The sequence below is a fragment of the Legionella pneumophila subsp. fraseri genome (assembly GCF_000586315.1).
In the GTDB taxonomy this organism is placed as follows: Bacteria; Pseudomonadota; Gammaproteobacteria; order Legionellales; family Legionellaceae; genus Legionella; species Legionella pneumophila_B.
On the sequence record NZ_JFIM01000016.1, the window covers coordinates 31,602 to 56,346 of the forward strand.

The window sequence follows — 24,745 nt, forward strand, 5'->3', positions numbered from 1 at the left end:
TTTTATCCTAAAACCTGGCCAAACAAAGATTGCTCGATTAAATCACAAAAACAATGCAATATGAACAAGTGCAGCTCTCTTATCAATGCGGTACTGTCTGATGCTACTCTTATCTCTATATCTTCTGGCCCCATATGATTCGCCAAAACACCTCCATCCCGACCGCTCAGTGCAATCGTATCCATGCCGCGTTCACTTGCCGCATGAAGAGCTTGTAACATGCTATCAGAATTACCTGACGTAGTTAGTAAAAGCAATACATCTTGTTCCTGCCCTAAGGCTTGAATTTGCCGTGCAAACACTTGACCATAATGATGCTCATCGGCAAATGAACTCAAGCAAGACGCATCAGCGCTTAAATTAATAACCGGCAGAGAAGGCCTTTCCACTTCAAAATGATTTAACATCGAACTGGAAAAGTGCATGCAATTGGCACTAGATCCCCCACTACCGCAAATAAATATTTTGCCATCATTCAATAAACAGTTAACCAACAACTTCCCTGCTTTAGCTATTGAATCCGATAACACATCAGCCGCTGATATTTTTGCTTCTATTGTGACACCAAATAAATGTCTTACTCTTTCTTCTAACTGAACCATTTCAAAACCTTCTATTCATTATGTTCCTAGGATCCTGCATCAAATGCGTTCTTCAACCAGGTAATCTTGTTTGATTTTCCATCTATGCTAACCACATCAAACCGTATGGGAAACTTATCCTGTATTCGATACTTAATCATATAATGAGAAGTTGTTTTTATTATTTTTTGTTTCTTTTCGTAAGTAATGCTGGCAAGCCCTCCACCAAAACTGCTATTTGAGCGCGAACGAACCTCAATAAAAACCAGATAAGCCCCTTCACGCATAATCAAATCAATTTCTCCCAAACGACAACGATAGTTTTGGATTACTAATTCAAGACCATGTTCCTTTAGGTAATTTAAAGCCAATTGTTCAGCAAATTTTCCTTTTTCCTGGGTCATTATTTATCTTGGCTCACATTAAAATTAAACGGTATCCCCTAGTGAATGAGCCAGACCCTGTTTAAATTGCCCCCATTCAAGAACCCTGGCTACTTGTTGAGTAGGTTTTAAATATAAAATTCCTGTCGAATCGTTAGAGCCATCGGCTGGGAATAATATCAGTTGGTTTAATTGGGTAGCCAAAGTATAACTGTCCATGCCTAAAGCATAAAGCCTGTTATAACTATTGAATTGTTCAGGCCAGTTTTTCGTTCCCATCTGATGAGAAAATACCCAGGGTATATCACAGAAAATGATCCCATCCAAATCCTTATCCTTCAAAGCATTGGCACTCCCGCTATAAACACTTGAGGTGGCGTACACAGGAACATCTCCAGCATAATAATATTTTAATAAAGGCATAATCTGGCGAGCCTTTGAAGGATAAGCCAATAAAAATATCATATCAAAATCCTGTCTTCGGCTAGTAGTCGATTGGACATTGTACCCTAATACCTGTTTTAATATTTTCTCGCGTTCCTGGCTATTGGTGATTTGTAAAAAATCTTTCATGCTCTTATTCAAATCTTGCTTGGCTGCATATCGAAGAGTGTCAACAACAAGCCCCCCATCTGCATTCCACTGATTAGTAAAAGCCTTCGCTACTTCATTACCCCAGGCATTATTGGGAGCAATAATCAGTGCTTTTCTGTAACCTTTGCTTTTTGCTTTTATTGCAACCTGAATCGCTTCATTAACAGGAGATAAGCCTAAGGAATAAGAGTTGTTCTGTGTACTGGTGTCGGTATCGTTTAGCAATAGGGTAGGAACTGGATGATCTAGGGATGCGATGGTAGCGACTTGAGCTTTCGTTAACGGACCAACAACATATTCAGCACCATCGGAAATAGCTTGGTGATATGTGTTCGTTATATCGCCCTTGCTTGTATCATAAACTTTAATTTTTGTTGATTCATCTCCCCTGTTGGCCTTATAGGCTGCCATAAAGCCTTCCCGTATAGCATTACCCGGCCCGGATAATGGGCCACTCAAAGGCAATAATAAGGCAACCTGCTTAGGCGGGGTTAATAATTTACTTGATATGCTGTCTAATGGATTAGGCAAAATCTGATTGGCTGGATGACTACTAAAATGCATCTGCCATTGATCCAAGGCAGCCAACAATGATTTTGAGTTATTTCTGTACTTACGGGAAATAACAGCCAGCTGTAACCAGCCTTGCATTTCTGATTTATCCACGGCTTCGACAGCCATCGTATTTAATTCCGCTTGAGGTAAACTGGTTAAAGTCAACCACAAAGCCCGTCGGTTATTGGCCTGACTTTCTTCATCAGGGAGCAATGATTCTAATTTGATACGCTCACTCACTGATTCAGAGTAACTACCAATGGCCCGAAATGATTTTGCCAATTCTTCGTGAAACTGGATTTGATTATATAATGAGAACTTTTCAGGCTCTTTAATTTTAGCTAGCTTAGCTAAGGCATCCCTGGGTTTATCACGCATAAAGTCGATTTTTGCCAATAAAAGATTCTTTTCATTGGCCTGCTCAACCGTTAATTCTTCAGTTTGTGCTAAAATGGCGGTTCCTTGCTTCCACTGCCCATCAGTAATTAAGCGACCGGCTGCTGAAATCAATGCGCTTTGCTTTACATGGCCTTCTTGACTCTTGGCCATAGCCAAGTATGCTGCAGTAGGTAATGAATATGGATTTTTTAATTTTTTGTTGGCTTTTACAACAGGTGCGGTTGAGTTAACTGTTTTTGTGCATTGGCAAAGCAAAAAAATCGATACCAAGACTAAGACCATGCGAAGTTTTAATTGTTTTATTAACATGTTAATTCGCCAAATTTGCTTTTTCGCAAGAGGATAAACCATGACAAACACTCTAGCAACAGATTTAGGAACCCTCTACATAGTTGCTACTCCAATAGGAAATCGCGAAGACATTTCTTTCAGGGCTCTCAATACATTGAAAAACGTTGATTTAATACTTGCAGAAGATACACGCCATTCCAAACAATTATTAACCTCACTAGGAATAAAAAATAATTTAAGCTCATTGCATGCCTATAATGAAGCAAACAAAAGCAAGGAGATAATTGAGAAACTGCTCCATGGAAAATCAATCGCATTAATCAGTGACGCGGGAACGCCGTTGATTAGCGACCCAGGATTTCCTTTGGTGAAACAAGCCCATGAGCACCATATCCCTGTTGTGCCTGTTCCTGGCGCCTGTGCTTTAATTGCTGCATTAAGCGCTGCAGGGGTACCCTGCGATTCTTTTGCCTTTTTAGGTTTTCTGCCGGCCAAACAAAGTGCCAGAAGACATGAACTTCAATCATTGCGCTCAGCGCCCTATACCTTAGTATTCTATGAATCAACTCATAGAATCATAGACAGCCTTAACGATATTGCAGAGATCTATGGCCAAGATTGTAAACTTGTTTTAGCAAAAGAAATAACCAAAAGCTTTGAGCGATTTGTATCTGGAAAAATAAGAGAAATTATAGACTGGCTATTAAGCGACCCTGGTCATACCAAAGGTGAGTTTGTTTTAATTTTTCCACCTCGTTCATCAAATGAAGAACTCCATTCGCATGAAAAATTACTCAAAATACTATTGGAAGAATTACCTTTAAAGCAAGCTGTGGCTATTGCATGCAAATTGACTAATGCCAACAAAAATCAGCTCTATGAAGAAGCATTAAAATTAAAAGGGAGCTAAAAAAACCATATTGAGCGCTTATTCCCGTAACATTGTCCGTAAATGACTTTTTTTTGTCCTCTAAGACCAAGCAAAGATATCGTTCTTTAAACTAAATTATTTATATATTAGGCTATATTGGATTATAAAATGGATGTCTTAAAAAAATACAGTTTTTCACTGGTCTACTTACTTATCCCATTGCCCTTTGTCTCTTTGCATTTAGGAGGCTGGTATAGTTTTCTACCCTTCTTAATTGTTTTTGCTTTCATTCCCTTAATTGATGCCTTTCTTCATGATTCGGCAAATCCAACACCGGAGCAAGAACAAGAACTCCTAAAAGATAAATTTTTTAAATGCATTACTTGTGCTTATGTGCCTGTTCAAGTAACCATCATTGCTTATGGAATCTATATAGTCAGTACTCAAGATTTGGTTTGGAATGAATGGCTAGGATTTACCATGTCACTAGGACTTATCTCAGGTGGAGTAGGCATCAACTTTGCTCATGAAATGATGCATAAAAACAGTAAATTGCAACAACTAATGAGTAAAGTTTTGCTAGTTACAGTTTGCTATGGTCATTTTTTTATTGAGCATGTCAAGGGCCATCATGTTAAAGTAGCAACACCTGATGACCCTGCCACAGCCCGATTAGGTGAAAATTTATATCAATTTTTACCAAAAACGTTATTAGGTTCGTTTCAATCCGCCTTACTTTTAGAAGAAAAACGTTTATCACATAAAAACTACCCCCTCTGGAGTTTACATAATAATTTCTGGTGGATACTTACTTTTCCATTAATCATTAGTGTAACCTGTTTCATTTTTGGCGGATTAATCGCTCTATCATTTTTCTTATTACAATCATTCATTGCCATCCTGACATTAGAAATTGTTAACTATATTGAACATTATGGGCTAGAAAGGAAAATGCTGAGTAACGGCCAATATGAAAAGGTAAATCCAAATCATTCCTGGAACGCGAATCATTGGCTTAGCAATCAGCTACTAATTCACTTACAACGGCATTCAGATCATCATGCTCATGGCGCACGTCCCTATCAAATTTTACGCCATATGGAGAAAAGCCCTCAACTTCCTTCAGGGTATCTAGGAATGATTATCATTGCTTTAATTCCACCACTATGGCATTACATCATGGACAAGAGAGTGATAGCCTATCGAGTTCAGTTAAAGCAATTAGAACAAATTTAAAAGTAAACTAATGATTGTTCCTTAATTAGGTTTTCAAGCAAAAGAATACTTTAACTTTTATTGTAAAATGGCTGTGGAATCAAAAACTTTTATCCGTTTATTTAGTACCGAGAGACGGCTTGCTAAAATTTTGGCCATACACACGTGAAATTGAACCAAGAGTAAGGGGTTATTTGTAGACAGATCTTGGATTGATTTCAAATCAATTTCATAAACAACAGTTTTTTCGTGGGTTATTAATGTTGCCGTACGTTTCTTATGAGTGTACATGGCAATTTCACCTAATACATTTCCTGAGCCCACAACAAGTACGCGTTTATCACCAACAAATGCGGAAACCCTTCCCCGATGGATAAAATAAACACTGGTTGACTCCTCTCCTTCATGACAAATTTTATCATTCGGGCTATAAGATTTTATGGAAGCCTTTTCACTAATCCATGCGACCAGTTCAGAGGAAAAACCTAAATACAGTAACTGTTTCTCTAGTGTTACTTCTTCAATATTTATATTGTCTGTATATTTTACTATAACTTCATCTTCACACCACTCTAATGCTGATTCTTGATCAGTAAATACTTTAAGCCAATTGGTTTCCGATTGTAATAAATTGGTTTTCATTAATTCATGATAAACAATGGGCTTTAATGAACAAATTGCAAAGGAAATATTATTTTTTTCCGCATGAAGCTTTAAGTTTTTCATTAAAATAATGCGGGATGAGTCGATATTGTAAACAAGCTCAAAATCTAAAATGATATATCGTGCTTTGTGAATACCTTTTATTAACTGAAGCAGCCTATAGATAGAGCCAAAAAAAAGAAAACCTTGCAATTTCAAAAACTGAATTTCATCTCCCTTTGTCGATAAAATGGATTGAGATATCGGATTTCTCTCAAAAGAGGAATTATAGTCTGATCCGGAAAATAGATACTTAACCGGATTTATTTTGCTGTAGCGAAAAGCGAAGATAAAAATTGAAATAACCGTTCCTATAGCTACCGCCGTAATCATATTAAAGATAATGGCAATAACCAATATCAGCAAAACGATTAAATATTCGCTTAAATTTAATAAACGCCAGGTATTGATCAACCATTCAGATAGAAAACAGAAAGCGATATAAAACAAATAACACCCGATAGCCATTTTCGGGAAACATTCAACGACCACGGCGCCAAAGCACAAAATAAGCAACATGGGAACAAAAGCCATCACCCCGATAATACGAGCACCTCCATACTCTTTTGCAACAGTAGATGCTGACAAAGACAAATAACCAATCATCCCTCCAACCAATCCACTTAATACATTGCCAACACCCGCTGTACGAAGTTCCTTGTTCAAATCCAATTGTTTATTAACTATCAATTCATAACTACTCGCATTTAATAACAAGGCAATAAAACTTACCAGTATAACCAACCCTGCATAATTCAATAAGGTCATTGAGAATGGATAATGAATCATTTGCCATATTTCAGGTTTCAGAAGCGAATCAATATGGCTTTGATTGAAAGGTCCCAAAACATATCCTTCTGTTGGGTCTACCAAATATTCCAAATTAAAAACATAAAAAAGGGTATAGAATAAAATAACAAGAAAAATAAACATCAATTGCAGTGCGTATCGATAACCTAGCTTTTCTTTGAAAACATAAACGACTATTCCCGCAATAAAACCTGGCGCCCACAATAATATGTCTTCTTTATGAAAAAAGATGAGCCAATTTTGATGTAGTGCTTTACCAGTTAATAATGCAAATGTTCCTGATAAAACCAACCAGCCTGTCGCAGCCATAAATCCACAAATTACAGGATAGGGCAGATAACGGATAATATTGCCAAACTTGAATTTTCCAACGAAATAAAATGACAACCCAGTGAAACAGGTTGTGACCCCAAGAAGAAACAGAATCGTAATAAAGAGGGCTTCGTTTGTAGAGCCTGATGGCATCGATTTAATGATCACTAATGCCATGGCTGAATACAAAATTGCTGCTTCATCTTGCAACTGAGCGATGGCATAAGGAGGGGAAGACAGGAACAAATAATTTGCGCTTATAATAATTACTGAAATAGCCAATATATTAATGACCAACGGAATATAAATTTCTAACGCACCTTGGTAAATAAGTGAGGAAAACGCAACAATACTAATCATATTGTCAATACTTATGACCAATCCTGCCAAAATAGCCAAAATCAATTGACTTCGAGTCATCCTATCTCTCACTAATTCATTTCAAGACTAAAGGATTATTTTACTAAACAATGCAAAAATCCAGTTTTTCACATTTCTAATGGAATTAAAATAGCGGCCTCTATTCATTAATGATTCCGCATAATTTTCTCCTGACATAGTACTGCTTCATTGGCTATTGTTCATGAAATTAGGGATATTAATAATTATTCAAATAACCAGATAAGCCAGGCATACTCTTGTTCGCGATAAACTTGGGCTAATCCGATTAACTAACCTGAACAATAGCTACACAAAATTTTCTCTCTATTTAATAATTCCTTAATAAAAATAAATTAAAATTTACCAGTCAATTAATTATTCACTTAAGAAGCGCATTGTGCCTGATGTAAGTGAGTGGAGGACTGGTAAACTTAGTCAATCTTAAATCAAAATAGCTGGATATTATTGAGATAAGTATTTTAAGTTAATCAGGCTTCTTTCCATCAAAATAACACACAATAACATATTGCCAAAACAACTATAATTAAAATCCATCCTTAAGTCTTTCTCAACCATTTAGTTCAAATTAATATCCTGTTAATCATTTTTTTTACAAATAAATTAAATTATCTTGAGGTATTGAAATGACGATAGAATGTTATTCTATTGATGGTGATGAGTGTATTTTAAGAAAAGAATACGATGACGCTCCTGACTCTGAAAAATTTTCAGGTAAAGCGGTCATTTATACAAATTTACCATTAATAAAAAAAATCAAGCGTGAAATTGCAAAAAATAAATTGCAACCAATCATCGTTTTTAACGGCTCCAGTCGACAATCCATGTTTATGGAACAACTCAACGCTCTTCGAGAAAAAAAACTATTTAGAGGATCTTTTTGTTTAGCATTACAAAGACTATGCGATTATCTCAAGGTTGAATTAGATAAAACGCTCTTACCCGATATCACTGGAGATCTTGAGTATGGAACGACCTTTAATCGAATTATGGATGAAGTATTAAATATTGAATGGTTAGACAATAAAAAACTACAACATAAACATGTTCCTTATCCCGATTATAATGAAAATTGGCATGCAAAATTAGATCCCTTTAAAAGAATTCTCCTTTTTGCGCAAATACAAAAAATCAGAAATGATCATCCTGATGAAGATATAATCTTTAATTTTATTGATGACAAAGATGACATTTTATCCACCTTAAAAAAATATTTTATAAATTATTCTTATATGATTCCTCATGGAGTTACTTTACGTTTAAACCATTATGACGGCAGCAATGTAAGTTCATATGCCAGCATAAAGGGAACCGGACGTCCGTACAAGAATTACCGGCAAATAGTCAAAGACATGCATGAGCATGTGTATAATCTTGATGCGTTTGCGGAAACAATAAACCAAAATGATAAATTTTCCGAAATACCTGCCGTACGCCAAATATTAGAACATGAGTTCTTTGTTTCAGATCCTGATGATGTCGTTAGCTGTCTAGACAATGGGAAAATTCCTTTTGTAATTCGCAAAAGTAAATCCCAAATTTCTGGTTACATTATGTTTACAGCCGTTTACAAAACCTCGCAAGGAATCTTTGCCAATCGATATGGTATTAATACGGAAGGCGAGCTTTATAAATTTTTTGATTCACAAATTGAAAAAATGGACATTGATTCTGAGGGTATAATTGCAGCATTAGAAAGAGAAATAGTTATAACAAAAATGATTATTGAAAAAACGGAGAATCTCAGCAAAATTCCATGGAAATCCCAACCCGAGAAAAAAAATATCGACCTTGATTATCAAGAAAATGGGGAAAAAGAAGCTGAAACAAATCCCTCTGAATTATTTACTCCAATGACTAACTCCTTTCACTCTTCGGATAGAAGAGAGAATAAACAAAAAAGCTTATGCTCTCAATTGCGTTCCTGCAAATTCTTTGTCTCCAGGATTAACAATGCAGAAAGTGAATTGAATAAAAAACAATTACCTTTTCTAATACGTCCCAGCAGAGCCACTAGCAATGAATATTACATGTTTACAACAGTCTGCAAAACTTCAAAGGGAATTTTTAATCATCGATATGGAATAGACAGAAAAGGCAATCTCTATAGTTTTGATAAAGACGGAACACAAAAAGTAAATATTATGCCTAAAGGTATCATAGCGACCCTGAAAAAGGAGATTGTAGAACAAACACAGAAAATTGAGAAAGCTCAGGATGTCGCTCAAATAACCTGGATACCTGAAGAAGATAAATCACCAAATTCATCAACAAAAAGGAAAAATAAAAAACCAGAGTGGCATTTAAAATTCTTTAATGAAAATGGAGATAGTACTCAGTTTAGCGAAATTACACCGACACCTTGTAAAAATATTTAAACTTAACTTTACATCCACTTTCTCATTACCAAGTTCTTATAGCCAGTTTCAAGTTCTCGTAATAATCATCGATTAAGGACGTTCTATAAAGACGTCCTTGCTTTAAGATGATTAAGAACCAACAAACTATATAAAAAGCTCTGGAAATCCACTACCTCTTTCCCCTAAACTGTCTTTGGTTTTTTGACTTAAGGACTATATATGAAAACTAAATCATGGATTGCAAGTTTGTTTTATTCCTCATTATGTTTCTCCTCTTCTTATGCAATTAATCTCCATCAAATCACAGTAGCTGATCCGGTAATGGGCAGTCGTACCATTACCTATGAACAAGTTGGAGAGTTTGCAGTAGTGGAAGGTGATATTTTGATTGGTAAAGCGGCGAATCTTAAAAACCAGGGTGCTGTTATTACACCAAAAGTCGGGGGTTCACGTTGGCCAAATGGTGTTATCCCTTATGAAATTGCTGAAAATTTACCTTTTATAAACAAGCTTGCCATTTTACAAGCAATAGATCATTGGCAAAAAAAAACGAATATAGAGTTTGTCGAATTAACCTCTAAAAATCGTTATGACTATCGTGATTACATTTCCTTTATCCCCGCAGAGGGAACAACCTGCTCTTCCTATGTTGGACGCCAGGGAGGGAAGCAAGAAATCAATTTGGCGCCAAGATGTACTACCATGAATACGGTGCATGAAATAGGACATGCCTTGGGAATGTGGCATGAGCAATCCCGATCAGACAGAAATCAATATATTCGTATTGTCTGGGAAAATATTGATGAAGATCATAAATTTAATTTTGATCAACATTTAACCGATGGAAAAGATTTTGGTGAATACGACTATGGATCCATTATGCATTACGGCCGATTTGCTTTTTCCAAGAATGGTCAAGCAACTATCATACCTCTAGTTGATGGCGTGGAAATAGGGCAGCGAACTCAGTTAAGTGAAAAAGATATCGCTGCCATCAAAGCAATGTACCCTGAAGCCTAATTGGGAGAAGTAGCCAAGGCCATATATCCATCTTTTTCCTCTGAAGGGGCGGCTAAAGCCAATTGCTTGGCCGCTTTTGCTTCAGAGTGCTGGTCGTAAGCATGGAAGATTTCATAACCAATATACATAGCCGTTAAAACAATTGCAGCAGGCCAGCAAATAGCAAATGTTGTAATTAAGACTATAGGCATGACCGTATTTTTTACCATGGTAAAAATAAAATCATTTCGCGCGGCTTCATATTCTTTAAGAGCAACTGGAAGGTTTTTACCTGTCAATTGAGCCTCTTCCAAATACAAACTTTTTTCCTTATATTTCGAATAAGCTCCTGTAGAAAGATACATTGCAACAGCAAGAGTACAGGCAAAAAAACAACCAACGACTAATAGAGGCGGACTTACCAGCATTGATGCAGTAAATCCCATCATCAATAAGGCGGCGGCAGCGGCAACAAAGTAGAAAGTAGCTTCCTGAGTTTTATAATTAATTTCAAGCTCTCTAAGTTGCTTATTAAGCATCTCTACATGCAATAACCGCTGTTCAGGAGTCATTTTTTTGAATTTCTCCGGATTATTGTAGTCTTCTATTTCCTGTAAATATTGAGCTTTCTTAATCAAATACTCTTGTTTGGCTAAGTTACACTTATATAAAGCCATGCATACGTCGAACCCAAGAAAAACAGAAGTGATCATCCCTGCTACAGGGCCGGGAATATTGAAAAGATGGTTAAAATTGGTAAGCAGGTTGATCGTAGCCCAAACAAAGTCATTGGCAAAATTACAGTGTCGTTTGTAGAGCTCATGTTTAAATCTATCCCATGCCGAAGTCACCTCAGGAACATGTCCTGTTTGTTGAGTGATTATCTCTTCTACTTCAGTTGAGTTCAAACGAAGGGATGTGTCCTTGTTCATTTTTTTCAATAAAGCATCTTTTAGTTTGCTATTTTCTTTAATGCTTAATTTCTCTGCTTTACCACTTCTAGGAATGTAATAAAGCGCCACTTCTTGATTGTCTTCATGAACAAGAATATAACTGTTTCTATAATCTTCGAGACTGGCAGGGCCTGGCAAATAATCCATTTGATGGATTTCACAACCATTTTCCGCACCTTTTTCCAATTCAGTAGGGAAAAAAGTATGTCTTAATAACATACCCCCATCGATTATTAATCGCATCAAAAAGAAACCAACACTAAAATAATTTATAATCCCGGTGGGTGCCTGAAGAGTTGAAATAATCTTATCGACGTCAGTATGAGTTCCTAAAATAGCATCCAACTTCTCAATAATTTTCAGGTCTCGAGCTACACTCAATCCATTAGTTAAAGTCAAACGGCAAAACGCCCAATAGATACGACACAAGTTGGAATAGGCAACATAATCCCTGATTTTGGAAGCATGCAATGGAGAACTGATTAAATTACGAAAACCGCCAAGAAAGGAATCATACAAGGATTGAATAAAACCGGGCTCTTCCTCTTGAACATTGACCTTGTTTAAATGGTCTTTTATCTTTTGTTTTATTTTAGCGTATTCAGCTTGTTTGCCGCTTTGTGAATAAGCTTTATAAAAAGCTTCCAGCAAGGACGCACAGTAATAGCAGTACAACCAAAAAACTTCCTTGTTTTCATCGTCTTGCTGCTGTAACACATTAAACATTTGAGTAAATTCAGCTTCTAAATCCTGCTTGTGGCGCAATAAAAAAGTGTAATCTATGGTATTTACTCGATCATCAATTGTTACAATTTTTGCATCTAATTGACTATCCATCGGAATTTGAGCAAAAAACTGTTGTTTATCCCTACGAAATGCAGCACTTTGTTTTGAGTAGACCATGATTAAGAACTCACAAAAATTACACAGGAAGTTTTACAATAATACGTTACCATTTGAGATGTATTTTGACAAGCTTTTTTGTATTATTATTTTACACATTGATTTTTGTAATTCAACCCGGTATTTGCATATCAATTGATCAAGATGATGGATGCTTTGTTTGGCTTGAAGTAAGGCAAAAAGAGTAAATACATTACTACGTTTTATTTAATAATAATTTTACTGATTTCAAAAGCAGGAATAATTGAAAGTTCATATGATGACTGCCTTGCATCATCCTTATTTTCCAATACAAAAGCTGGAAAAAATTTTTCCCAGTAAATCGTCTGAAGTAAATTCACCTGTAATTTCACATAATATTTGATGAGCCAACCGTAAATCTTCTGCCAACAGTTCTCCAGCTTTATGATTTGTTAATTGTGCTTGCCCGTTTAGTAATAAAGTTTTTGCTTCATCCAATGCTTGTAGATGTCGTCTGCGAGCTAGAAACTGACCTTCTGCTGGTTGATATCCAACCACTTGTTTAATTACTTTTTTCAGCTCACTCATTCCTTCACCAGTTTTTGCAGACAAATAAACCGTCTGTTCATAGCATTTCGCTGAAAATTTAGTGGTATCAATTTTGTTGTATACCGTAATTATGGGTACTTTATTGGGTAATGTTAATTTCAACTCATTAAGCAGAGAATTTTGTTGATCCGGATTATTGATGTCTACCACCAGAAGCACACAATCGGCTCGCTTCAACTCTTGCCAAGCGCGTTTTATTCCCTCTTTTTCCACCAGATCATCGCTGTCTCTTAATCCTGCCGTATCGATAATGTGCAGAGGGATATCATCCAATAGGATATGTTCTCGCATAACATCTCGAGTAGTACCAGCAATTTCAGTAACAATGGCAACATCTCGCCCTGCCAAGTTGTTAATTAAGGTTGATTTCCCTGCATTAGGTCTGCCAGCAATCACCAGGGATAATCCTTCACGCAACAAAACTCCCTGGTTCGCTTGTGAACGTATTTCTTCTAATCGTTCAATAATTCTTTGTAGTAATCGACTGACATTTCCATCATTAAGAAAATCAATTTCCTCTTCCGGAAAATCGATAGCGGCTTCAACGTACATGCGTAAGTAAATTAATTCTTCATTCAATTGATTTATTTTTTTGGAAAAATCACCTTGTAGTGATTTTAAAGCCATACGAGCCGCAGTATCGGAACTGGCTTGAATTAAATCCGCTATGGCTTCTGCTTGAATTAAATCAATTTTATCGTTAAGAAATGCTCTTTCAGAAAACTCACCCGGCCTGGCTAGCCTTGCCCCTGCTGCTATGGATTCCTTAATTAATAAATCCAAAACTACAGGTGAGCCATGCGCTTGAATTTCAATAACATCCTCGCCTGTAAAAGAATGAGGTCCTTTAAAATAAAGGACCAATCCTTGATCAAGGACTTCATTATTTCCTTTATATAAAGAGCAAAAAGTGGCTAAACGTGGTTGCAATGCTTTGTTCCCATTTAGACAAAGGGCTATAGCATAAGCATTTGGACCTGATATTCTGACGATTCCTACCCCGCCTCGTCCTGGCGGGGTAGCGATAGCAACAATGGTATCTATTGACATTTATTTTGCTGTGGCAACAACCTTTTTAGCTGGCTTTTCATCTGAGTATTTTCTGGTGATGTACCATTGCTGTAATATTGATAAAGTATTATTCACAATCCAGTACAAAACCAGACCAGAAGGAAAATTCCAGAACAGTCCGGTAAATAATATGGGTAAAAACATCATTACCTTAGCTTGCATTGGATCAGCTGGTGCTGGATTGAGCTTTTGCTGAATCAACATGGTTGCTCCCATGATTAATGGAAGAACATGGTAAGGATCCGCTGAAGCCAAATCATTTATCCAAAATATAAATGGAGCTTGTCTTAATTCAACACTTTCCAGTAAAACCCAATAGAGCGCTATAAAAACTGGAATTTGAATTAATATAGGTAAACAACCGCCTAAAGGATTTACTTTTTCTTGCTTATAAAGTTCCATGGTAGCTTGGCTTATTTTAGCTTTATCATCACCATATCGTTCACGCAAAGCTTGCAACTTAGGCTGTAGCTTTCGCATACTAGCCATTGATTTATAGCTTGTAGCTGACAATCGATAAAAAGCCAATTTAATAAGTACAGTCACAAGGACAATTGACCAGCCCCAATTCCCAACAACAGTATAAATTGCCTTCATTAAAGAAAATAATAATGAAGACAAGAACCACAAAATACCGTAGTCCACCGTTAAATCCAGAGATGGGGATATGTCTTTTAAAACACTGGTAATTTCCGGTCCTATGTATAGTTTGGAGCCAATCACCTTCTCTTCATTTGGTTTGACAGTAACAGGTTGGCTTACTGCTCCAATAGTATAATCCTTGTCCGTAGCTAATGTATAAAATTTGTTTTCACTACCCGCATTGGGAACCCAAGCACTCAAAAAATAGTGTTGTTGCATAGCAATCCAACCACCTTTTGCATCCACATCCAGGTTCGATTTGCTCATGTCACTGAAACTAACTTTTTGGTAACGATTTTTCCCGGGATTCGAAAAGGAAGCGCCTGTATATGAACCAATATGAAAAATACTTGATTTGTCTTCTTTCGGAGAACTGCGTAATAACTGAGTATTAAAATATCCTTTCCATAGCGAATTGCCAGTATTGGCTATCTTGTAATTGACTTCAATTAAATAACTTCCTTTTGTAAAAACAAATTCCTTTTTTACATCCAAACCGTCTTCACTTTTACCATTTAGAGTCACTATTAACTGGTTTTGATCCGGTTTCAATTCGTAATATTCTTTTTCTGATTTAAAATCAAAATCTAACGATAGAGGTTTTTGACCATCTAAAACAAAAAGGCTACTGTTCGCTACATATCTCTCGCTGGACTGATTTTGCAAGAGAGGGAATGGCTTATTTTTATCTTCAACACTCAGTGGATAATCAAGTAATAGACCTTTAACAATATCTCCATTCCGCAAATCAATATCAACATCCAAAACATCTGTTTTAACCTGAATCAATTGATTACTATTGCTCGCATTTTCCTCTGCTTTCAATGTTACAGCTTGTTCTGCATTAGAGGGTATTATTTGTGGTAACAAATGCCCATCTGATGTTAATTTGCCCGCAGCCTTATCTTCTACTGATACTGGTTGTTTGGCTGGATAATCAATTTGCCAAGCGTTCCAAAGTGATAACCCAATAAGCGCAAGCGCCATATATAAAACTATACGTCGTATATCCATTAAATATTCTCAATTCTTATCGTTAGGAAGTAAAGGATCATAGCCACCTTTTGACCATGGATGACAACGAGACAATCGGTTAATTGCCATCCATAAACCTTTGATTACGCCATAATGTTTGATCGCGCTCTCAGCATATTCGGAACAACTTGGATAATAGCGACAGCATGGTGTTATCAAAGGGCTAATAAAATACTGATACATTTTTATTGGTAAGCAAACTATTTGCCGTAGCATGAGGTTAATTTTTCCCATGTTTTATTTAATTTAGTATTTATACCTAAATTAGTTTTCTTTGCTAGACCTGGTCTCGCCAAAATGATTATATCTACAGATGGCAAGTTAGTTTGACGAAAACTTTCTCTAAGTAGCCGTTTGATACGATTCCTGTCATGTGCCTTAGTTATCATTTTCTTTGATAATGCTAATCCAAGACGGGCAAAACCTAACTTATTTTCTCTAAAAAGAACAACAAAGTCATCTGTAGTTATTTTTTTCGCGTTTTCAAACACGAAATCAAAATCATTCTTTTTTAATAGCCGTTGCGTTTTTCTAAATGCAAACACTTACGCTGATAAACGCTTGCGGCCTTTAGCACGACGTCGCTTTATAACTAATCTACCTGCACGAGTAGACATTCTTAAACGAAAACCATGATCGCGTTTACGTTTTAAATTACTAGGTTGAAAAGTGCGTTTCATGATAAACCTGCTTCGAAATTTATAAGGTTGGAAATGATAGATAACTTTTTTTCAACTGTCAATTTGATTAACTGATTATTTTTTGTGTAAATTTTTATTTACAGGTCGTAATAACATTAACTTTATATATTTTTTAAATTTATTTTTATTATATAAAACACAACTGCTGTGGATACTTTTAAAAATATATTATTTTTCAATATATTACATTTTATCAAACTATGTTTGTAACTTCTTTGTATTATTGTGACTTATTTGTTGTCTTTTTCCTTTGCCAATATTACTCATGTGTTATTTTCCCCTTTTTCACTTATTTGATCTGTACTTATCCATAAAGAAATAAGTTCAAAATGAGTATAATTGGTACTAATTGGTTTTGTATTGATTTTTGGGGATTGGTTGATTTACTGGTGAATCATTTCAATTAATTATTTTTGGCTGCCTTTCTATTTATTTCCAAACGTCTGAGCTTATTCATACAATCTAATAAGTATAAATATTTAAAAACAGACTTTATTATGTCTTTGTGGATAACTTTGCCTTTTTTTTAAAGCTGAGTATAATTATTGATTATTCAGATGACATATAGATTGAAATCTTTTTAGATTTTAAAAAATTTTACCAATTGATAAATTCTTGTTATTAATCTTTATTAATTGTCTTGCTGATCGGGTACTTTCAATGGCAATATTTAATACTGTGGATAGATGGTTTTAAGTATTCTTTTACCACCCTTGTTTAATTTAGGAGTTATTTTGTGTCAACTACTGCTTGGCAAAAATGTTTAGGTTTGTTGCAAGATGAATTTTCTGCTCAGCAATTTAATACCTGGTTGCGTCCTTTACAAGCATACACTGACGAGCAGCGTTTAGTCTTATTAGCGCCTAATCGTTTCGTTGTTGATTGGGTCAGAAAGCATTTTTTTTCCCGTATTGAAGAGTTGATTAAACAATTTTCCGGTGATGATATCAAAGTCATTTCTATTGAAGTAGGCAGTAAGCCTATAGAGACTGTTGTGACACCTGCTGAACCAATTGTTACATCCTCTAGTATAGCATCGCTAAAATCTACTTCTAATAAGAAAGCAGTTGACTATAAGAGTAGTCATTTAAATAAAAAATTTGTTTTTGATAGCTTTGTTGAAGGAAATTCAAATCAGCTGGCTAGAGCTGCTTCCATGCAGGTAGCTGAACGTCCAGGGGATGCTTATAATCCTTTATTTATTTATGGAGGAGTGGGTTTAGGTAAAACACATCTAATGCACGCTATTGGTAATAGTATTCTAAAAAATAACCCTGAAGCAAAAGTATTATATTTGCATTCAGAACGTTTTGTAGCCGATATGGTTAAGGCATTGCAAACCAATTCTATTAATGAATTTAAACGTTTTTATCGTTCTTTAAATGCTTTACTTATTGATGACATCCAGTTTTTTGCTGGCAAGGATAGGTCACAAGAGGAGTTTTTTCATACCTTTAACGCCTTACTGGAAGGTCAGCAACAAATTATATTGACTAGTGATCGATACCCTAAAGAAATAGAAGGGATGGAGGAGCGTTTAAAATCTCGATTTGGGTGGGGGTTGACTGTAGCAGTGGAGCCTCCAGAATTAGAAACTCGTGTGGCTATATTGGTTAGCAAAGCAGAGCAATCCAATATTGAATTACCCTATGAAGTAGCCTTTTTTATAGCCAAACGTATACGTTCGAATGTCAGAGAACTCGAAGGTGCCTTGCGTCGAGTTATAGCCAATGCTCACTTTACTGGTAAGCCGATAACTATTGAATTTGTACACGAAGCTTTGCGTGATCTTCTCGCTTTGCAAGATAAGTTAGTTACAATAGAAAATATCCAAAAAACGGTAGCTGAATATTATAAAGTAAAGGTTGCTGATTTACTTTCCAAACGTAGAAGTCGGTCTATTGCAAGACCAAGGCAAATGGCAATGGCCTTGAGTAAGGAATTGACCAACCATAGTTTACCTGAAATCGGCGATCATTTCGGTGGTAAGGATCATACGACAGTCATACACGCTTGTCGAAAAGTTAAGGAATTAATCCAGGATGATAGCGATTTTGCTGAAGATTATAAGAATTTAATGCGAATATTATCTTCATGATACGGAGTCTATCTTGTTTGAGCTAACTATTAAAAAAGAAGAGCTTCTTACCCCTTTGCTTACTGTTTCCGGAGCTGTCGATAAGAAGCAGTCTCTGGCTATTTTATCCCATTTTTTATTGAAATTATCGGATGGACTTTTATTCATTACCGCCACGGATTTGGAAATTGAAATATCAGCACAGGTGGCATGTGACTCCAAACAGACTAGTGGTTCTATTACAGTACCAGCCAAGAAATTTATTGATATTATTCGGTCATTGGATGACAATGCAAGCCCATCTATTGTTTTTGATAAAACTTTAGTGACGATAAAACAAAATCGAAGCACATTTAAACTGGCTACTTTGCCTTCTGAAAATTATCCAACCAGCGAAGATGAGTGCAATGAGGTTGAGTTAACTATCCCTCGCCTGGTTTTTTTGCAATTATTGCAATCTACTCATTTTGCTATGTCTCAGCAGGATGTTCGTATATTTTTGAATGGTTTGTTGCTTGAGTTTGACAGTAATCTTATTTCAGCAGTTGCTACTGATGGGCACAGGATGGCTATTTCTCGGTATTCTTGTAATAGTATTGCTCAAGCAAAATTACTTTTGCCAAAAAAAGGAGTGCAAGAATTATTAAGATTATTGAACTGTATAAATGACGATCAGGTTTTGTTGGCTGCAGGGAAATCCCATATAAAATTGATTACTAACCAATTTGTATTTTTGTCTAAATTAATTGAAGCACGCTTTCCTCCTTATACTAAAGCCATACCAAGAGAACAGGATAAACATATTATTATTGATTGTGCTACGCTCAAGCGTGCTCTGTCTCGTATTGTCATTTTAGCTCATGAAAAATCAAAGGCCGTGTTGCTGCATTTGCAACCAGGTCAGTTAACTTTAATTGCCAATAATAATGAGCAAGAAGAAGCAATAGAAACATTGAGCGCTGAAACACAAGGTGATGAACTTAAAATAGGACTTAATGCTACTTATTTGCTGGATGTTTTAACTCACTTTTCTGAAGGAGAAATTAAGTTATCAATGTCTAATACCGAAAGTAGTATTCTAATTGAGTCATTAGTCAATGATAATTATCAATACATCATTATGCCTATGAAAATATGATTTTATCTGAAGTAAGAATTCATAATTTTCGGAATATCGCTTCGACTAATTTAATCCTAAGTTCACACTTTAATTGTATTACAGGACCTAATGGCAGTGGCAAAACCTCACTATTAGAAGCTCTCTATATGTTGAGTTGTGGTCACTCTTTTCGGTCTCGTGAAGTCACACCAATTATTTCTTATGGACAAAACCAATTAAATGTTTTTGCCCGTGCTCAAGATGAAAGTACCATTAGTGTTCAAAAATCCTTAACAGATGGCACACAAATTAAATTAAATAATCATTTTTGTTGTACTACAAGTCAACTAGCCTATGCTCTTCCATGTCAAGTTATTTACTCAGATATTTTTCAAATTATTGATGCAGGTCCTTCGGTAAGGAGAAGTTTGCTTGATTGGGGATTGTTTCACGTGAAACATGATTATTTGAAAATTTTGAAAGAATATAAGCGCACTCTTAGTCAAAGAAATGCCTTATTGAAATCTAAGGCGAGCTACGAACATTTTATTCCTTGGGATCAACAACTAAGTCAATTGGCAAACCAACTGGATAATCTTAGGACTAAGTATTTTTTACAGTGGCAACCCAAATTCTACCAAGTATTAAGTGAGTTGACTAATATATCCTGTACAATACAGTATTATAAAGGCTGGGATAGAAAGAATACAGGACAAAGTTTGAATGAATTGCTTCTTAAATCGTTTGAAAATGATAGAAATAGATTATATACCCAATTGGGCCCACATCAAGCTGATTTGATAATTACTACTGAACAATACAGAGTGAAGCATACGCTCTCTCGTGGACAACAAAAAATAATTCTCATCTCACTTAAACTGGCTCAAGGACAGTTGCTAGATAAAGAGTGTTTGTACCTTATTGATGATTTGGCCGCTGAGCTGGACGAGTATCACCAGAGAAATTTGATTAAATATCTGACACAGCAACGAGGGCAGTTTGTCATAACGAATTTAAACAATAACAATTTGCACACTATACCATCTGACACAAGCTTACTACAAATAAACCGTGGTGAAGTTAACTTTTGATAAATATAAAATGTTTCACGTGGAACACAAATTGATTGAATGAGTAGTTATCGTTATTAAATAATAGTAATCCCTGAATACAGTATAAAATTATAAAGATGAAAATATAGTACGATACTAAAGAGATGCTTAAATGTGCTGATGTAGAAATCAAATAGACAAAACGGTATTCATGAAATTAACACCAACAATTTAGACGGCTCAAGCGTAAAGTTCTCTACTAAGATATAAACCAAATATAAAAGATGATATAATATATTCATTTTAATACCATAATACGGCAAGAGGACAGCTGATGAGCGTAGACGCCAGTTATGATTCAAATAATATTAAAGTCTTAAAAGGTTTAGATGCGGTAAGAAAAAGACCAGGCATGTATATTGGGGATACAGACGATGGGACCGGTTTGCATCATATGGTTTTTGAGGTTGTAGATAATTCAATAGATGAATCTCTGGCAGGATATTGCAAGGAAATTTTTGTTACCATCCATAGCGATGAGTCAATTACAGTTAAGGACGATGGCCGTGGTATTCCTGTCGACATTCATAAAGAAGAAGGCAAATCAGCAGCCGAAGTCATCATGACAGTCCTGCATGCTGGAGGTAAATTTGATGATAATTCTTATAAGGTATCCGGGGGGCTACATGGAGTGGGTGTATCTGTAGTGAATGCTCTTTCAGAAGAGTTGCATTTGCTGGTGCGTAGACATGGAAAAGTCTATGAACAACACTACAGGCACGGCGTTCCTGAAGCTCCTATCGCTGAAACTGGAGAAGCCAACTCAACTGGTACACAAATCTGGTTTAAACCAAGCGCAGAAACTTTTTCGAATATAGAATTCCATTACGATATTCTAGCTAAAAGATTACGTGAATTGTCTTACCTAAATTCAGGTGTTTGCATTCATTTATTCGATGAAAGAACACAAAAAAAAGATACGTTTCACTACGAAGGCGGCATCAAGGCTTTTGTGGAACACTTAAATAAAAATAAAACACCAGTTCACCCCGTGGTTTTCTCAATGACATCAGAAAAAGATGGCATCGTCATTGAACTGGCAATGCAGTGGAATGATGGCTATCAAGAAACTATATTTTGCTTTACTAACAACATCCCTCAAAGGGATGGCGGAACACATATGGCTGGCTTCAGAGCAGCATTAACTCGCACCTTGAATAATTACATAGAAAACGAAGGATATGCGAAAAAAGCAAAGGTATCGCCAACAGGTGATGATGCTCGTGAAGGGTTAACAGCGGTTCTTTCAGTTAAAGTACCAGATCCCAAGTTTTCATCGCAAACCAAAGATAAACTGGTTTCATCTGAAGTAAAACCAGCAGTAGAATCTTGTGTTGCAGAAAAATTTAATGATTTTCTCTTGGAGAATCCCACTGCAGCAAAAGCTATCGTAGCAAAAATTATTGATGCCGCGAGAGCTAGAGAGGCAGCGCGTCGCGCCCGTGAAATGACTAGACGGAAAGGGGCTCTGGATATTGCCGGATTACCAGGTAAATTAGCTGATTGTCAGGAAAAAGACCCATCACTTTCTGAGTTGTATTTGGTTGAGGGTGATTCCGCAGGAGGTTCAGCAAAACAAGCACGAGACAGGAAATTTCAGGCCATTTTACCCCTCAAAGGTAAGATTCTTAATGTTGAAAAAGCCCGGTTTGATAAGATGCTCTCTTCTCAAGAAGTAGCCACTCTGATTACTGCGCTAGGCTGTGGAATTGGTCCTGATGAATATGATCCAGACAAAGTACGTTACCATAGAATCATCATTATGACAGATGCTGATGTGGATGGGTCTCATATAAGAACTTTACTTCTGACCTTTTTCTATAGACAAACAAGAGAGCTATTGGAGAGAGGTTATATTTATATAGCTCAACCGCCTTTGTACAAGGTAAAGCGTGGAAAGCAGGAGCAATATGTTAAAGACGACGAAGCTTTGTTTGATTATTTGACTCAGTGCGCTCTGGATGGAGCGACATTTTATCCTGCTAAAGAGGCTCCACCCATATCAGCCAAATCGCTGGAAGAATTGGTTCACCACTTCAGGCGAGTTGAGAGGATTATAAAGCGGTACAAGAGAAGATACCCCAGCGATATACTCAAGCGAGTAGCTTATATGCCAATGCTGCATCAAGAAGATTTTAACAATCAGTCAAAAATTGAAAATTGGTGCAGACAATTACACTTAAGCTTACAACAAGTAGACAGTAAAACAGAACAATACAAAGTAGATATCCAAAAACTGACAGAAAGCAATCAATACAACCCCAAAATTACAGTGTATCAACATGGCCTGGAAAATTATATTCCTATGCAAGTTGAATTTTTCTTGTCTAAAGATTACAAAGAAATGGCTGATTTAGGACATAAATTGTCGAATTTAATAGAAGAAGGAGCTTATATTCAACGTGGGGATAAATCTTTACCAGTAGAAAATTTTGAACAAGTACTTAATTGGCTAATGGATGAAGCAAAAAAGGGACAAACCATACAACGCTATAAAGGCCTTGGAGAGATGAACCCTGAGCAGTTATGGGAAACCACTATGGATCCCGATGTAAGAAGAATGCTGCAAGTGAGTATTGAAGATGCAGTAGCTGCAGATGAAATATTTACTACCTTAATGGGTGATAATGTAGAGCCAAGAAGAGAGTTTATTGAAACGAATGCTTTAGATGCTGAAAACATTGATATTTAAATAAATGTTTCGATGAGTTAGAGAGACTACTGTTCCACTGGTGACAAACGCTCCTCTAACTCACAGCAAGTCTTGCTCAATAATTAAATGGATTTTACTGTTCAGATAATGAGATCATGAAGAAAACTTGATTTTGTTGTTTAAAAGAAAAGATTCATAGGCAAACTACCAATTTAGCTAATAAGTGCTGCATCCTTGCAGCGAAGTACATCCTTTGTACTGGTCCCTTAGTTGACTTCCTGTCAGACATATCCATGTCATCCCTGTATGCTTTAAGTATAACCAATTGGTAGTTTATGTCATTGAGTATAATGAGCAGTGATATGTAAGAAATTTCTCAATTCAGAAGCGGTATTGTCTTCCTCATTGAAAGCCGCACTACCCTGCAATGCCAATGGACTTAGGTTGTTGTTGAGTAATGCAGTGTATACCGCCGCCACCAGAAAATACATCGAGAGCATCAATTTGTGTAATTTGATAACCTGGAAATATTTGTACAAACAGCTGATAAGCCAATCTATCATAAGACTCATATCCAAAAGCTGGCATCACAATACCTTGATTAGCCATGTAAAAATTAATGTACGAGAGTGTTAGCCTTTCCCCATCAAGGTAAGTTGCTGGAGGTTGTTCAACAGTATATACATCAAGCACGCGTCCTTTGGCGTCTTTAGATGATTTAAGAATTTCAAAATTCTCTTGCAAGCGATGATAATTAGGATCATCCTTATCATTGCTAATAAGGCACAATACTTTTCCAGGAGCAATAAATGTTGCTATTTCATCAACATGACCATCTGTTTCATCACCTATCAATCCCATATTCAGCCAAATAATGTGCTCTGCCCCCAGGTAATTCAAAAGGTATTGCTCGATTTCCTGCTGAGTTAAATGAGGGTTTCTATTGGCATTTAATAAACACTCCTTGCTTGTTAATATAGTCCCCTCACCATCCACATGAAAGGAACCACCTTCCATGACCAATGGCGCATGAAAATATTGAGCATTAGTATATTTTATTAGTTCAGCAGCTATTAAATTATCTAAAGAACAATCAGCGTAATTACCACCCCAGGCATTATGTATCCAATCCACTCCGGCAAGTTGTTTTGCTTTATTAATTAAAAAGGTAGCACCTGTATCACGGGTCCATGAATCGTTAATTGGTAAAGTGATAATTTCAATATTATGGCCATTGCATAATTTTTTAGCTGAGTCTTCATCACCTGGATTGACTAATAAAGCGACGGGCTCAAATTGAGAAATAGCATTTGCAACCCGAGCATAGGCCATTTTTGCTTTATCTAATCCGACTTTAGACCAAGTGCTTTGGTGACAGGGCCATGCCATCCAGCATCGCTCATGAGGATGCCATTCAGCAGGCATATAAAAACCATATTGTTGAGGTGTTGTATTCAT

The 24,745-nt window shown here is 36.2% G+C and carries 19 protein-coding genes; 8 read left to right on the forward strand and 11 right to left on the reverse strand.

What is annotated here, in order from left to right; genetic code table 11:
- Positions 1 to 2: 2 nt before the first annotated feature.
- From CC34_RS0105190 to CC34_RS0105200, 3 genes are read right to left on the reverse strand one after another with little or no spacing between them, the layout of a single operon-like run.
- Complete coding sequence (locus CC34_RS0105190) at positions 3 to 602, reverse strand: D-sedoheptulose-7-phosphate isomerase (protein ID WP_027228279.1); 600 nt, start codon at positions 600 to 602, stop codon at positions 3 to 5.
- A gap of 26 nt (positions 603 to 628) precedes the next feature.
- Positions 629 to 985, reverse strand: coding sequence for a YraN family protein (locus tag CC34_RS0105195; RefSeq protein WP_027228280.1), 357 nt, complete (start codon positions 983 to 985; stop codon positions 629 to 631).
- A gap of 24 nt (positions 986 to 1,009) precedes the next feature.
- Complete coding sequence (locus CC34_RS0105200; RefSeq protein WP_028379209.1) at positions 1,010 to 2,821, reverse strand: penicillin-binding protein activator; 1,812 nt, start codon at positions 2,819 to 2,821, stop codon at positions 1,010 to 1,012.
- Positions 2,822 to 2,861: 40 nt separating this feature from the next.
- Between CC34_RS0105200 and rsmI the strand changes: the two genes are divergently transcribed.
- Together rsmI and CC34_RS0105210 are read left to right on the forward strand one after the other, a co-directional pair.
- Positions 2,862 to 3,713: a 16S rRNA (cytidine(1402)-2'-O)-methyltransferase gene (rsmI, locus tag CC34_RS0105205; RefSeq protein WP_027228282.1), complete on the forward strand. Its 852-nt coding sequence runs from the start codon at positions 2,862 to 2,864 to the stop codon at positions 3,711 to 3,713.
- 129 nt (positions 3,714 to 3,842) lie between these two features.
- Positions 3,843 to 4,910, forward strand: a complete 1,068-nt coding sequence (locus CC34_RS0105210) for an alkane 1-monooxygenase (RefSeq protein WP_028379210.1) — start codon at positions 3,843 to 3,845, stop codon at positions 4,908 to 4,910.
- 57 nt (positions 4,911 to 4,967) lie between these two features.
- On the opposite strand, the gene CC34_RS0105215 is transcribed toward CC34_RS0105210, so the two are convergent.
- A complete protein-coding gene (locus CC34_RS0105215; protein ID WP_028378401.1) occupies positions 4,968 to 7,133 on the reverse strand; it encodes a SulP family inorganic anion transporter in 2,166 nt (721 codons plus the stop codon).
- An 803-nt stretch (positions 7,134 to 7,936) separates the two neighbouring features.
- Here CC34_RS0105215 and CC34_RS0105220 point away from each other — a divergent pair.
- The gene (locus CC34_RS0105220) at positions 7,937 to 9,490 is read left to right on the forward strand and encodes a hypothetical protein (RefSeq protein WP_231957856.1); all 1,554 of its coding nucleotides are present in this window, start codon (positions 7,937 to 7,939) and stop codon (positions 9,488 to 9,490) included.
- 201 nt (positions 9,491 to 9,691) lie between these two features.
- Positions 9,692 to 10,492: a Dot/Icm T4SS effector LegP gene (gene legP, locus CC34_RS0105225; protein WP_027228286.1), complete on the forward strand. Its 801-nt coding sequence runs from the start codon at positions 9,692 to 9,694 to the stop codon at positions 10,490 to 10,492.
- On the opposite strand, the gene CC34_RS0105230 is transcribed toward legP, so the two are convergent.
- The 6 genes from CC34_RS0105230 to rpmH form a co-directional block, all read right to left on the reverse strand.
- A complete protein-coding gene (locus CC34_RS0105230; RefSeq protein WP_028379212.1) occupies positions 10,489 to 12,327 on the reverse strand; it encodes a lpg3000 family Dot/Icm T4SS effector in 1,839 nt (612 codons plus the stop codon). The genes legP and CC34_RS0105230 overlap by 4 nt on opposite strands.
- 279 nt (positions 12,328 to 12,606) lie before the next feature.
- Positions 12,607 to 13,947 carry a tRNA uridine-5-carboxymethylaminomethyl(34) synthesis GTPase MnmE gene (gene mnmE, locus CC34_RS0105235; protein ID WP_028379213.1) on the reverse strand — a complete coding sequence of 447 codons (1,341 nt, stop codon included), beginning with the start codon at positions 13,945 to 13,947 and terminating at the stop codon, positions 12,607 to 12,609.
- Positions 13,948 to 15,624 carry a membrane protein insertase YidC gene (yidC, locus tag CC34_RS0105240; protein WP_028379214.1) on the reverse strand — a complete coding sequence of 559 codons (1,677 nt, stop codon included), beginning with the start codon at positions 15,622 to 15,624 and terminating at the stop codon, positions 13,948 to 13,950.
- A 9-nt stretch (positions 15,625 to 15,633) separates the two neighbouring features.
- A complete protein-coding gene (yidD, locus tag CC34_RS1000000116915; protein ID WP_080273204.1) occupies positions 15,634 to 15,879 on the reverse strand; it encodes a membrane protein insertion efficiency factor YidD in 246 nt (81 codons plus the stop codon).
- Positions 15,846 to 16,190, reverse strand: a complete 345-nt coding sequence (gene rnpA, locus CC34_RS0105245) for a ribonuclease P protein component (protein WP_028379215.1) — start codon at positions 16,188 to 16,190, stop codon at positions 15,846 to 15,848. The genes yidD and rnpA overlap by 34 nt, the downstream gene beginning before the upstream one ends.
- Positions 16,191 to 16,325, reverse strand: a complete 135-nt coding sequence (gene rpmH, locus CC34_RS1000000116920; protein ID WP_010948689.1) for a 50S ribosomal protein L34 — start codon at positions 16,323 to 16,325, stop codon at positions 16,191 to 16,193.
- Between the two features lie 757 nt (positions 16,326 to 17,082).
- Between rpmH and dnaA the strand changes: the two genes are divergently transcribed.
- The 4 genes from dnaA (at position 17,083) to gyrB (ending at position 23,326) form a co-directional block, all read left to right on the forward strand.
- Entirely contained in the window at positions 17,083 to 18,444 is a 1,362-nt protein-coding gene (gene dnaA / locus CC34_RS0105255) for a chromosomal replication initiator protein DnaA (protein ID WP_027228291.1), read from the forward strand.
- A gap of 13 nt (positions 18,445 to 18,457) precedes the next feature.
- Positions 18,458 to 19,561, forward strand: a complete 1,104-nt coding sequence (gene dnaN / locus CC34_RS0105260) for a DNA polymerase III subunit beta (RefSeq protein WP_028379216.1) — start codon at positions 18,458 to 18,460, stop codon at positions 19,559 to 19,561.
- On the forward strand, positions 19,558 to 20,613 hold the full coding sequence (recF, locus tag CC34_RS0105265; RefSeq protein ID WP_027228293.1) for a DNA replication/repair protein RecF: 1,056 nt from the start codon (positions 19,558 to 19,560) through the stop codon (positions 20,611 to 20,613). Before dnaN ends, recF begins: the two co-directional genes overlap by 4 nt.
- A gap of 295 nt (positions 20,614 to 20,908) precedes the next feature.
- Positions 20,909 to 23,326 carry a DNA topoisomerase (ATP-hydrolyzing) subunit B gene (gene gyrB, locus CC34_RS0105270; RefSeq protein ID WP_027228294.1) on the forward strand — a complete coding sequence of 806 codons (2,418 nt, stop codon included), beginning with the start codon at positions 20,909 to 20,911 and terminating at the stop codon, positions 23,324 to 23,326.
- A gap of 378 nt (positions 23,327 to 23,704) precedes the next feature.
- On the opposite strand, the gene CC34_RS0105275 is transcribed toward gyrB, so the two are convergent.
- On the reverse strand, positions 23,705 to 24,745 hold the full coding sequence (locus CC34_RS0105275) for an agmatine deiminase family protein (RefSeq protein ID WP_028379217.1): 1,041 nt from the start codon (positions 24,743 to 24,745) through the stop codon (positions 23,705 to 23,707).

Coding starts and splice junctions, on each gene's coding strand:
- CC34_RS0105220 (WP_231957856.1), top strand. CDS start 7,937: ATGTTTATGGAACAACTCAACGCTCTTCGAGAAAAAAAACTATTTAGA.
- mnmE (WP_028379213.1), bottom strand. CDS start 13,947: ATGTCAATAGATACCATTGTTGCTATCGCTACCCCGCCAGGACGAGGC.
- recF (WP_027228293.1), top strand. CDS start 19,558: ATGATTTTATCTGAAGTAAGAATTCATAATTTTCGGAATATCGCTTCG.
- CC34_RS0105195 (WP_027228280.1), bottom strand. CDS start 985: ATGACCCAGGAAAAAGGAAAATTTGCTGAACAATTGGCTTTAAATTAC.
- CC34_RS0105215 (WP_028378401.1), bottom strand. CDS start 7,133: ATGACTCGAAGTCAATTGATTTTGGCTATTTTGGCAGGATTGGTCATA.
- CC34_RS0105200 (WP_028379209.1), bottom strand. CDS start 2,821: ATGTTAATAAAACAATTAAAACTTCGCATGGTCTTAGTCTTGGTATCG.
- yidC (WP_028379214.1), bottom strand. CDS start 15,624: ATGGATATACGACGTATAGTTTTATATATGGCGCTTGCGCTTATTGGG.
- yidD (WP_080273204.1), bottom strand. CDS start 15,879: ATGGGAAAAATTAACCTCATGCTACGGCAAATAGTTTGCTTACCAATA.
- rsmI (WP_027228282.1), top strand. CDS start 2,862: ATGACAAACACTCTAGCAACAGATTTAGGAACCCTCTACATAGTTGCT.
- CC34_RS0105230 (WP_028379212.1), bottom strand. CDS start 12,327: ATGGTCTACTCAAAACAAAGTGCTGCATTTCGTAGGGATAAACAACAG.
- CC34_RS0105210 (WP_028379210.1), top strand. CDS start 3,843: ATGGATGTCTTAAAAAAATACAGTTTTTCACTGGTCTACTTACTTATC.
- gyrB (WP_027228294.1), top strand. CDS start 20,909: ATGAGCGTAGACGCCAGTTATGATTCAAATAATATTAAAGTCTTAAAA.
- CC34_RS0105275 (WP_028379217.1), bottom strand. CDS start 24,745: ATGAATACAACACCTCAACAATATGGTTTTTATATGCCTGCTGAATGG.
- CC34_RS0105190 (WP_027228279.1), bottom strand. CDS start 602: ATGGTTCAGTTAGAAGAAAGAGTAAGACATTTATTTGGTGTCACAATA.
- rpmH (WP_010948689.1), bottom strand. CDS start 16,325: ATGAAACGCACTTTTCAACCTAGTAATTTAAAACGTAAACGCGATCAT.
- legP (WP_027228286.1), top strand. CDS start 9,692: ATGAAAACTAAATCATGGATTGCAAGTTTGTTTTATTCCTCATTATGT.